The 12283-nt window shown below is 49.7% G+C and carries 7 protein-coding genes; 3 read left to right on the top strand and 4 right to left on the bottom strand.

Annotated elements, in window-relative coordinates; translation table 11 throughout:
* Positions 1-5 precede the first annotated feature (5 nt).
* The 4 genes from M2133_RS05140 to M2133_RS05125 form a co-directional block, all read right to left on the bottom strand.
* A complete protein-coding gene (locus M2133_RS05140; RefSeq protein WP_277464921.1) occupies positions 6-494 on the bottom strand; it encodes an RNA polymerase sigma-70 factor in 489 nt (162 codons plus the stop codon).
* Between the two features lie 595 nt (positions 495-1089).
* A complete protein-coding gene (locus M2133_RS05135; RefSeq protein ID WP_277464920.1) occupies positions 1090-1509 on the bottom strand; it encodes a DUF302 domain-containing protein in 420 nt (139 codons plus the stop codon).
* Between the two features lie 126 nt (positions 1510-1635).
* Positions 1636-3816: a glycoside hydrolase family 3 C-terminal domain-containing protein gene (locus tag M2133_RS05130; protein ID WP_277464918.1), complete on the bottom strand. Its 2181-nt coding sequence runs from the start codon at positions 3814-3816 to the stop codon at positions 1636-1638.
* Between the two features lie 18 nt (positions 3817-3834).
* Positions 3835-6345 carry a sugar-binding domain-containing protein gene (locus M2133_RS05125; protein ID WP_277464917.1) on the bottom strand — a complete coding sequence of 837 codons (2511 nt, stop codon included), beginning with the start codon at positions 6343-6345 and terminating at the stop codon, positions 3835-3837.
* 275 nt (positions 6346-6620) lie between these two features.
* Here M2133_RS05125 and M2133_RS05120 point away from each other — a divergent pair, with 275 nt between their 5' ends.
* The 3 genes from M2133_RS05120 to M2133_RS05110 all read left to right on the top strand — a co-directional run bounded on the left by M2133_RS05120 (position 6621) and on the right by M2133_RS05110 (position 12173).
* Positions 6621-8678 carry a beta-galactosidase gene (locus M2133_RS05120; RefSeq protein WP_277464916.1) on the top strand — a complete coding sequence of 686 codons (2058 nt, stop codon included), beginning with the start codon at positions 6621-6623 and terminating at the stop codon, positions 8676-8678.
* A 34-nt stretch (positions 8679-8712) separates the two neighbouring features.
* Positions 8713-9591 (top strand): alpha/beta hydrolase-fold protein, encoded by an 879-nt coding sequence (locus M2133_RS05115; RefSeq protein ID WP_277465106.1) that lies wholly within the window; start codon positions 8713-8715, stop codon positions 9589-9591.
* A 323-nt stretch (positions 9592-9914) separates the two neighbouring features.
* Positions 9915-12173 carry a glycoside hydrolase family 3 C-terminal domain-containing protein gene (locus M2133_RS05110; protein WP_277464915.1) on the top strand — a complete coding sequence of 753 codons (2259 nt, stop codon included), beginning with the start codon at positions 9915-9917 and terminating at the stop codon, positions 12171-12173.
* The last annotated feature ends 110 nt before the right edge of the window (positions 12174-12283 follow it).

The following is a 12283-nucleotide window of genomic DNA, read 5'->3' as shown; positions in this document are numbered from 1 at the left end:
TTTATTTAAAGCAATTTCAGTTTCAAAACCTTCAGTGCGGCAGTCATCCTTTTCTCTACTGCCTTGACACTGATCCCCAGGCGTTCGGATATCTCCGTATATTTCAACTCATCGTTGCGGCTCATCAGGAAAGCGACCCGTTGGCCTTCGTTCATCGCATTCAGGGCATCCGCATACTGTTGTTTCAGTTCCTCGAATTGCATTTGTTCCTCCGGTGAGTGCGTCTGATTATCACGCTCTATTGCCATATCTTCCGCATAGTTGCGTTGTGAAAGCGTTTTGCGGTAGTCGCTGATCACCTGATCGTTTGCCATCTTATAGAGCAATGGCTTGATTGTACGCGGGTCGAGCTGTTCTTTCTTCTCCCAGACCTTCATAAACAGATCCTGTGTGATATCAGAAGCCGTCTCCTTATCGCCACAACGGTAGTAGACGAAACAACGGATCGTATCGAAATATTGATCGAATATATGTTTGAACTCAGCTTTATCCACAATCGCTTTCCCGCTTTTTTAGGTTATATCGCACAATATTTATTTTACCCTACCGGGGTTTTACAAAGTTATTGAATATTTGTTTCCCGGCTTGCCCCGGGGTAGTTTATTGCTACGAATCTAAATCCAAATTCACGGGACTAATTTCCCTTTTGCCGGGAGTATTTGTTTGTTGATAACCGTCAACACATTTGTTGACAATTGTCAACAGATCTGTTGATAACTATCAACAAATCTGTTGATAATTATCAACAAATAACTACTCTCGGCAATACGCTAAAATACAGGGTCTTATAGCTGTCGGAAAAATAGGGGAGGAAATTGGGGAAAAAATGGGAGATTTTTTTCAGAAGTTGGAAGTTAGAAGTTAGAAGTTAGAAGGCGCGAAGCGGGAGAGTAGAAAAGGATTTGAAGAAAGCCACGGATTGCGCGGATGACATAGATTTTCAGGGGAGAAAGAAAATTTCATTTCAAGATAGTTTTAGTATCCACAAACAAAATACATAATCCGTGTAATCCGCGCAATCCGTGGCTAAATAACCTTCACATCTCACCCGGTTTATGAATGATACAGGTCAAATGCCAAAAGAATTGATCAGGCGGTAATAAAGTATTCCAGTACCTTTTCGATATCAATAAAAGCTTTACGCATCACTTCTTCCACCTTTCCGCCTATGCTGGCGGCCATCGCTGCCGAATTCATGCGGGAGATATAGGCTTTTCCGCCTTCTTTCTCGTAGACCGACAATCGGCAAGGCATCATGGAGGAATAGATTTTCAAAGAATCTACTTCAAGCAGTTGACCGGAGTAAACCGGGTTGCACAGTTCAAAGATCTTTATCGGCAATACCTCTTTTCCATTCTTCTTCAAGGTAGCTTGCAAGTCATGAATCATTGAGGTTTTCCAGCCAATAGCTGAAATTCGGTCGGTAAGCAACCTAACTGTTTCGTCGTAGGGGAATTTGCTTGCATTTTCCAGAAACATCTGATCGGGTGAGAATTCATTTTCTTTCATAGTGCTGTGAGTTTTAAATGATTATTCACGTAAAGATAGTGATTCTATTGGAAAATGCACAAAAAAAGAGAGCACATTGGCGCTCTCTTTTCATAATAACTTGTATGGCTTGAATATCAATCCCGCTTATTTTACCTGCACGGTGATCGCGCTTCGGATATCTGCCGAAGAGGCGCCGACCATGATGTTCACTTTGCCGGGTTCTACCACAAACGTATTCGCGGCATCGTCCCAGTAGGCGAGATCTTCGGCTTTCAATTCGAAGGTCAATGACCGGTTTTCTCCTTTGGCAATCCTTGTGCGCTGGAAACCTTTGAGTTGTTTGACGGGTCGCGACACTTTGGAGTCGGGATAGGAGACATACAATTGCACGACTTCTTCTCCATCTCTTGCCCCTGTGTTTTTGATGTTTACCGAGACGTTCAACGTCTCGCCCTTTTGCAGCGTACGGGTGGAGGCCGTGAGGTTGGAGTAACTAAACGTCGTATAACTCAGTCCGTATCCGAAAGGGTAGAGGGGTTTTTCTTTGGCATACATATAGGTTCGGCCGTTGCGTATATCATAGTCCATCATCGGGGGCAGGTCGGCGATGCTCTTCACCCAGGTCTGGGTGGTTCGTCCCGCGGGATTGACCTGTCCGAAGATCACATCCGCCAGACCGTTGCCGAGCTCCTGGCTGTTGTTGGTGATCTGCAGGATGGCAGGCAGGTTCTCTTGCGACCAGTTGATAGCGAAAGGGAAGCTGCTGACCAGTACCATGATCGTATTCGGATTGGCCTTGTAGACGAGCCGGGCCAGGTCTTCCTGTTCCAATGACAATGCTTTACGGTCGACGGCTTCTCTGCCGTCGCTCGGAACGGGAGAGTATTTCCATTTGGGATCGGTGCCGTACACATGATTGCCGACACAGACGATAGCTACATCTGCCTTTTGGGCGGCGATAACTGCTTGTCCCATTTCATCCGTCGGTTCGTAATAGACTTGCACCTGATCGCCTACGGCATTTTTTATCCCTTGCAGGATCGTTACGACGTAGGGGGGAGTTCCACTGTACCAGTCTTCCAGTACTTCGTTGGCACGCGGGCCGATCACCGCGATGGATTTCACTTTGTTTTTATCCAAGGGTAAGAGGTTTCTCTCGTTCTTTAGTAGGATCGCGGATTTGGCGGTGACGAGGCGGACGAATTCCTGTACCTCTTTGTTATTCCACGGTGCAACGGTATCGGTCACACCGATATGTGCGTAGGGCACGTTTTCCTGAGTCGCATCGAGCAGGCCCAGGCGGAGGGCAATGAAATAATTGCTTCGGAGGGTTTTGTCGATCTCCTCTTCGGTGAGTAATCCCTGCGAAAGGGCTTCGTATATATATGGCTTATAGGTGTCGAGGAACTGGCCTACGCCTGCTTTAACGACAGCGGCCGCGCCTTCTGTGTGGGTCGGAAAAGCTTTGTGCGCAGTGATCAATAGATTCAACGCTCCGCCGTCGGTACAGATAATACCTTTCATATTCCATTCCTTGCGAATCTTTTCGAATACGGGGTGTATGGTCATAGGCGTGCCGTTCCAACTGTTGTAAGCCGCCATAAAGGCTTGCGAACCTCCCTCGACGATGCCTTTACGGAAAGGATAAGCATAGTACTCCTGGAAGAGGCGGTTGTCGAAGTTGGACGAGGTAGAGTCGCGCCCGTCTTCATTGCTGTTGGCCAGAAAATGTTTCATCAGCGAGGCGGTTTTCCAGTAACGCGGGTGGTCGCCTTGCAGCCCTTTGACGAAGGCAACCGTCATCTCACCGGTAAGAAAAGGATCTTCCCCGAAAGATTCTTCGGTACGTCCCCAACGCGGATCACGTGCCAGGTCGGCATTGGGTGCCCGCATGACGAGTCCTCTTTTCTGGTAACGATCGTTTTGTGCATAGTAGCGGGTTTCTGTCGATTCGATATCGGCTACCTTTTGGATCAACTCCGTATCCCATGTCGCTCCCAAGCCGTATGCCTGCGGGAAGGTGGTGGTGGGGTAGGTGACGGGCACCATCCTGTAGTTTCTCATTTGCATTCCTCCCCAGTTGCCGGGCCCGCCGAGTGCCAGGCCGTGCAATCCTTCGGAATGTCCCGTATTGCGTATGCCCAGGCGGGGTACTCCCAGATCGGTGGATAATGCATTTACCTTTTCATCGATGGTCATCAAGGATAATAGGTTCTCCACGCGTTCGGCGTCGCTCAAGGCGGTGTTCTGGAACGGATAAGTGTATTGTGCCTGTAAAAGATGGACAGACAATATACAAACGACAGTGAATACGAATCTTTTCATGATATGGAAGTTTAATAATTATTTACAATGGATACGCAAGGTCGCAGGCTTAAGTCCTTCGGCGGTTGCCGTCAGTTCGATATTTCCTTTTTTGCCATCCGACTGAACGACGGCCAATGCTTTGCCGTTAAACAGTTTGCGCGCGGGCTTTTTCAACGATTGGTGATCGGTCGGATTGCCATTGTCTGTTCCGGCAATAAAGCCGTTGCCCGTGATACTGAAATCGATCATGCAATCAGCCACAGGCACAGGGTGGCCGTTGGCATCCAACGCTTCAACGGTGATGAACGAGAGGTCTGTGCCGTCGGCATTCAAGGTGTTGCGGTCGGCGGTCAATCGCAATTCAACCGGCTCGCCGGAGGTTTGGATCTCGCGTACAACGACCTCTTTGCCGTCTTTGCGTGAGATGGCTTTCAAGGTGCCTTTTTCGTAGGGAACGCGCCACCATACTTTCATCTCGTCGTCTTTCTTGGTGCGTTTGCCCAATGAACGGTCGTTCAGATAGAGTTCCACCTCATCGGCCTGGTTGTAGTAGGCCCAGATATCGACGGTCTCACCGGCCTGCCAGTTCCAATGGGGGAAGAGGTGTAAGACCTCCTTATCGGTCCATTCGCTCTGATACATATAATATACGTCTTTAGGGAAGCCGGCCAGGTCGACGATCCCGAAATACGAGCTGCGCGAAGGCCACCAGTAGGGGGTCGGCTCGCCCAGGTAATCGAAGCCGGTCCAGATATAGACGCCCGAGAGGAAGTCGTGTTTCCTGATCAGTTGCCAGGTGCGTTCGTGGGTCGTTCCCCAGGGTACGCGGCTGTTGTCGTAGGATGAGCATTGATTACCCGGCTTCGAGTAAGGAATATCCCAACGGTCGGGACGGACAAACACCTGGTCGGAAGGCATCTCGTAATAGCCGCGCGACATCAGTGAGGAGGTCGACTCGGTGATGATATACTTCTGTCCGGGATACATCTCGGGCAGTTCCGACCATAGGCCATCGTTGTAGTTGATGCCGAGTATATCCATCGCGCCGGATTGAAAGAGGTGGTTGACAGGCCGTGCCTCGTTATTGCCCGAAGTCACGGGACGGGTGGGATCGAGCTCTTTTACCATATTGGCCAACTTGATGGTGAGCAGGGAGTTGACGTGTAAGTTCTCCGATTGTTTGTCCGCACTCATCTTGCTGGCGAAGTTGAACAGGATATTGGCTTGTTGCAGATCGAGTGTATCTACATTCATATCCGTCCATTGTTCGAGTATCTCATTGCCGATGCTCCACATAAAGACAGAAGGATGGTTGCGGTCGCGAAGGATGAAATCCGTCAGGTCGCGCTCGTGCCATTCGGCAAAGAACTGCGCGTAATCATGCGGTGACTTCCTTTTGCGCCACATATCGAAGACTTCGTTCTGCACGATAAAGCCCATCCGGTCGCAAAGCTCGAGCAGTTCCGGCGCCGGTGGGTTGTGGGCCGTGCGGATACCGTTGCATCCCATCTCTTTCAGGATTTGCAGTTGACGCTCCAAAGCACGTACATTCACCGCCGAACCCAGGCATCCGAGATCATGGTGTTGGCATACGCCCAGGATCTTTACCGGTTCGCCGTTCAGGATAAACCCTTTGGCGTGATCGAACGTAAAGGATCGAACGCCCAACGGCGTGTCGTACTCATCGACTATCTTGCCGTTTTCAATGACCTGCGTAGTGATACGGTACAGATACGGATGGGTATCCGACCACAACATTGGCTTTTCCAGTCGCATCACCTGTTCGGTTTCCGCTTTCTCTTCTTTCGGAATGGTGATCCGATTACTTATTGTTGCTTTTATATGCCCATCGGCATCTTTGACAACCGATACGAGTTCAGCACTTCGGCTTTCTTTACTCTTATTCTCCAATGTGATCCGGAGATTGATCCCGGCCGACTCCGCCGAGACATCGTGGGTGGTGACGTAAGTGCCCCAATGGCCGATATGTAATGGATCGACCGTGACGAGTCGGACATTCCGGTAGATGCCCGAGCCGGAGTACCAGCGTGAGTTGGGTTGTTGGGAGTTGTCTACCTTTACCGCAACCGTATTGGATTGTCCGTATTTGAGGTAGGGAGTAAGGTCGTAACGGAAGGAGATATAGCCGTTGGGTCTTTCGCCCAGCAGTTGGCCGTTGATCCATACGGAGCTGTTCCAGTATATGCCGTCGAACTCAATGAAGGTGTTTTTCCCTTCGTCGGCAGCGTCCGCTTTGAATGTTTTCCGGTACCAGCCTATACCGCCCGGCAGCGCACCGCCTCCGGGAGTTGCCGGATTGTCTTGAGAGAAGTCGGCTTCGATGCTCCAGTCGTGTGGCAGATTCAATACACGCCAGGAAGTATCATCAAAGCTTTCCTTCGAAGCTTCCGGATGATCTCCCAGGATAAATCTCCATTCGGAATTGAAGAGATTCACTTTTCTTACTTTCTTTTCTGACCTGTCCTTATCGTTGCACCCTTGCAGGGCGAACATCAGGGTAAATAGGTACACGATTACTTGTTTCATGATCTATTAAATTTTGAGTATTGCGGATTTAAGTTTGTCTTTAACGGGAATTATCGCTTTGCAAAAATACAATATCCTGTTCACTTCACCGCTCTCAGATGTTTTGAATATGCCTGTCTTATAGTGCATAAAGGGGCACTTTTGTATCACAATAGGGGAATTTTTGATAACGCGTGCTTTTCTAAAGTGTTTACTGTCGGGTGCATCGCTTTTTATTCTATTTTTGTGATACTCTATACAGTGTGCAGAGAACACCTCATGTAATTAATACTATCATGAAGACAAAGATCCAATTCATTGTGTGTCTGGCATTGATTGCCGTATTGCAAGCGAAAGCGCAGTATATTTTCGACAAACCGCTCTATGGGGCGGCTTATTACCATGAGTATATGCCGAACGAACGTCTCGATGAAGATATCCGGCTGATGAAGAACGCCGGACTGACGGTTGTCCGGGTAGGAGAGTCCACCTGGGGCGTCTTTGAACCGCAGGAAGGTGTCTTCGAATTCGAATGGATGGACCGCATCATCGACAAGATGCACGACGCAGGCATTAAAGTGATTCTGGGAACACCCACTTATTCAATCCCGGCCTGGCTGGCATACAAACACCCCGAAGTGATGGCCGAACATCAGCGTGGGAACAAAGCCTATTATGGTATCCGGCAGAATATCGACTTCACCAATCCCACCTTTAAGTATTATAGCGAGCGCATCATCCGTAAACTGATGGAGAGATACGCCCAGCACCCCGGTGTTATCGGCTATCAGGTAGACAATGAAACGGAAGCGCGTGGCGTGAACAACCGGGACTATTTCATTGGCTTCCGGAATTATATCAAAAACAAATTCAATAACAGTTTGGAGTCGCTCACCAAAGAGTGGGGAATGAATTACTGGGGTATGAACATCAACACCTGGGAAGAGTTTTATACGCGCGACGGAGTGACCAACCCATCCTATAAGAATGAGTGGGAGCGCTATAACCGCAAAGAGGTTGCCGACTTCCTGAACTGGCAATGCGATATCGTGAACGAGTACAAGCGCAAGGATCAGTTCGTGACCCATTGCTTTATGCCTGCTTTCCACAATATCGACCAGGTGGAGAGTTTCCGGCAGATGCAATACCCGGCGATTAATATCTACCACGATGTGCAGGACAAACAAGACGGTCAATACATTGCTTATGCCGGCGATTTCGTGCGCACCGTAGCCCACAACAACTACATTGTGATGGAAACCAACGCCCAGGGCATAGGCTGGGATGCTAAAGGACAATATCCTCCTTATGACAAGCAATTGCGTCAAAACGTATATGGACACTATGCTTCGGGTGCCAATATGGTGGAATACTGGCATTGGGCAACCCTGCACTACGGACAGGAAACCTATTGGCGCGGTGTCTTGGGGCACGATCTGCAGCCCAACCGTATATACAATGAATTCAAGACTACGGCCGAAGAACTGGAAAAGATCGGTAACCGGATTGTCGACCTGAAAAAGAAAAACAAAGTGGCTATCCTGTACAGCCACGACTCTTTCCATGCATTGAACTTTATGCCTTATACCAATAAGAGCAATTACCCGATCGATATGGTACACCGAGCGTTGTATCTCCAGAATATCGAGACCGACATCGTGCCTTGCGATAAGATAACCGATTTCAGCGGCTACACCATGTTGGTCATTCCTCCCCTTTATGTGGCAACCGACGAGCTCCTGATGCAGATCGACCAATTCGTGAAGTCCGGAGGACATGTAGTGATGATGCACAAAAGCGGATACACGAACGAACATTCAGCCGTTCGGGCAACGCTGGCTCCCGGCCCGTTGCGCAATGCCTGCGGTTTCTATTACCAGGAATACTCAACGATCAGCAACCTGGCATTGAAAGACAATCCGTTTAACCTGAAAGACTCGAAACAGATCGGCGAATGGTATGAATTCCTGATCCCCGAAACTGCCCAACCGTTGGCGTATGCCGAGCATCCGTTCTTCGGCAAATGGCCGGTGATCACTGAGAACTCATACGGCAAAGGCAAACTGACTTATATCGGAACCTATCCCTCGCAGGAATTACTGGAAGCCGTCGTGAAAAAGGTAGCCGAAGAAGCCGCAGTCGTATCCAAAGACCACCCGAGATTCCCGATCATCGAGCGCGCGGGCGTAAACAAACAAGGCAAAAACATCCGTTACCTGTTCAACTACAGTGATAAGACACAAGAACTGACCTACGCTTACCCGCAAGGCAAAGAACTGATTTCAGGTAAGACCTTGAAGCCCAATGAAACCATTCGATTGGAGCCGTGGGATGTCCTTATCGTGGAATGGTAATATCAATAACAATCATCAATACAATGTACATATCATGAAGAAGTTTATCTTATCCTTTCTTATTGTTTGCCTCGCTTTGACAGCAAACGCACAGTGGAACCGGGCTCCGCAAAGCAAAGTCGAGACCCACAGTATCCACAGCAAAGTCCTCGATGCTGATCGGGAGTATACTATCTTTCTGCCCAAAAGCTATGAGGCGGATACAAACCGGAAGTACCCCATTCTGTATCTCTTGCATGGCATGACGGATACCCATAGAGCCTGGTTCGACCGGGGGCATGCCAAAGACGTGATGGATCAGTTGGTCGCATCGGGCGAGGCCGTTGAAATGATTATTGTCAGCCCCAATGCCGGTGGTCGCTTCGAAGAGGGTCATTGGAACGGCTATTTCGATATGCCCGGCTGGAAATACGAAACATTTTTCTATACCGAACTATTGCCGCATATTGAAAGTACCTACCGCGTGATCGGAGATAAAGCCAACCGTGCCGTTGCCGGCCTGTCGATGGGTGGCGGTGGCGCTACGGGTTACGGACAAAAACATACGGAGCTCTTCTCTTCGGTCTATGCCATCAGCGCTTTGATGTCTATTCCCCAACAGGGAGCAGCCCAACCGCGTGAACCGGGTGATAAACTGGCGATCCTGACCGAGTCGGTGATCGAAAACAGTTGTGTGAAGTATGTCGAAGAAGCCGATGAAGATCGCATACAAGAATTGCGTTCAGTCAATTGGTTTGTCGATTGTGGCGACGACGATTTCCTTTTGGACCGAAATATCGAGTTCTTCCATGCCATGCGCAAACTGCGTATCCCTCTTGAGTTCCGCGTACGCGACGGTGGACACACCTGGGAGTATTTTCATTCGGCACTCTATACCTGCCTGCCGTTTGTGAGCCGCAATTTCGGGAAGTGATAATTCTTTCTTTTATATCCCTGCGATGAAGCTAAAACTTCTTCGCAGGGATATTTTATTTCATGCCGGAGCTGCCCCAAAAGCAATAGAACTTAGCTATTGTATTTGAGCCTATTATACGGAGTAGTCATTTGTTGATAATTATCAACAAACAAATACTCCCACCAAAATAAAGGAACATTTACGCCTCTCTTTCGAAACATTCTATCCCCTTGTGTAGACTTTACTGCCTCACTATTGAAAACATTTAAGCCGGCCGGTTCACTGCCTGTTCTCTATCTTTGCGTCAGCGAATTATGCCAATTAATAATACAGAAAACGATATGAAACGAATTCTTAAAAACGCAGTCCGGCTTATGATTATCACTACCATTGCAGGAGCGAATGCACAAAACACGCCCCAGGAAAAGCTTACCGTGAATGATCAAAAGATCAACGCGATCATCGCGCAGATGACGCTGGAAGAGAAAGTGGAGATGTTGCATAGCAAAACCATCATGTCTTCGGAGGGTGTTCCCCGTCTGGGCATTCAGGATATTAAATATGCCGACGGACCGTTTGCCGTGCGCGAAGAAATAGGCGACGGCTTCCAGCCTTTGAACTGGACGACCGACTCGGCCACGTATTACCCCACGGGTTCGGCCCTGGCGGCCACCTGGTCGTACGATCTGGCCTACGACTACGGGAAAGCCCTCGGCACCGAAGCCCGCCGTCGCGGAAAAGATATTATCCTCGGCCCGGCAATGAATATTCAGCGTTTACCCGTTGGGGGACGGACGTATGAGTACTTCAGCGAAGACCCGGCTTTGAATACCGTACTGGCCGTCGGTTATACCAAAGGTATGCAAGATGCCGGAACAGCCGCCTGCCTGAAACACTACGCATTGAACAACCAGGAAACCAACCGGGGCAGCGTCGATGTGATCATTGCCGAAAGACCTATGCGCGAGATCTACCTCAAAGCTTTTGAAGCAGCCGTGAAAGAAGGCGGCGCCATGTGTGTGATGCCCGCTTACAATAAGGTGAACGGCTACTATGGCTCCGAAAACAACCACCTGAACAACGTGATCCTTCGTGGGGAATGGGGTTTCAAAGGCATGACCGTCTCCGACTGGGGAGGCACGCACAGCACGATGGGCGCTGCTCTGGGTGGATTGAACGTGCAGATGACCGGCGATAACTTCTTCGGTCCTCCTTTGATCGAGGCCGTGCGCGAAGGCAAACTGAACGAATCGGTTATCGACGATAAGGTGCGCGAGATCCTGCGTCTTCGCTTTGCGGTCGAAGCGATCCCCAATGAGAAAGCGAATACCGTAAAGATCTCCCAGAAAGAACAGCAAGAGGTGGCCTACAATGTGGCTACCAAAGCCATCGTATTGCTTAAAAACGAAAAGACCGTATTGCCGATCAATCCTTCGAAGACAAAAAAGATTGCCGTTATCGGCCTGAATGCCACTGCTCCGACAGCTTGGGGAGGTATGGGTGCCGGTGCTAAAACGCCTTACGAGATCACGCCGTTGCAGGGACTTCAAAACCGCTTGGGCGATCAGGTGGAGATCCAATACGCTCAGGCGTATAAGAACTTTCTGGGTATGTTTGCCGCTTACCGGCCCAACGATCCTACGCTTGCCCAGACCCTCGACGAGGCGCCCGACGCGACACTGTTGGCCGAAGCCCTTTCCGTTGCCCGCAATGCCGATCTGGTATTATTCTTTGCCGGCACGAATAAGTTTATCGAAAGCGAAGGGGTCGACCGCGAGAATATCACCTTACCTGTCAGCCAGGATCTTATCATCGCGAAGCTTGCGGAGGTTAATCCCAATATCGTCACTGTAGTGGTGTCGGGTGGCCCTTGCGATTTGCGTGTGGTGGAAGAAAAATCGAAGGCGATTGTACAGGCCTGGTGGAACGGGCTGGAAGGCGGACACGCCCTGGCGGATGTATTGCTGGGAACGATTGCTCCGTCAGGAAAACTTCCGTTCACCTTCCCCCTGAAATTGGAAGACTCTCCGGCGTATGCCCTGAATAATTTCTCGAGCGAAGTGGTGAGCGACGGTGATGTCTTTGCCGCTCAGTTCCGCCACGACATCGTGGGAGATGCCGAGTACGATCCGAACATCCATTCGCCCAAGGCTTATTATTCGGAAGGTTCATTGGTGGGTTACCGCTGGTTCGACACCAAAGGTGTACCTGTATTGTATCCTTTCGGGCACGGTCTTTCGTATGTCGACTTCAACTATGCCAACATCCGCAGCGACAAAAAGCAATACGCTGCCGACGATATCATCAAAGTAAGCTTCGACCTGACCAACCAAGGCACGATGGCAGCCGACGAAGTGGTGCAACTCTACGTCCGTCGCCTCGATGCCCAAGTGGAATGGCCAAACAAAGAATTGAAAACCTTCGAACGTGTGACCCTTGCCGCCGGCCAAACACGGACCGTTACACTGGAAGTTCCCGTCGCCGAACTGCGCTACTGGGACGAATCCACCAACGGCTGGCAACTGGAAAACGGGCAGCTTGAAGTGCTGGTCGGCCGTTCCTCGGCGGATATGCCTCTGAAAATGACGGTAGGGATTTGAGTTTATACCGTGGCTAAGCTTTTGCCATGCCGTTGGCAAAAGTTTGCACCCGCTTGGCAAAACTTTGCCAACGCCGTGGCAAAACTTTGCCAAGCGCATGACAAAACTCC

Origin of the sequence: Parabacteroides sp. PF5-6, from assembly GCF_029504695.1 — a bacterium.
Lineage (GTDB): Bacteria > Bacteroidota > Bacteroidia > Bacteroidales > Tannerellaceae > QVMG01.
The sequence above is the reverse complement of the archived record's forward strand: the minus strand, read 5'-3'. Positions and strand labels throughout refer to the sequence as shown.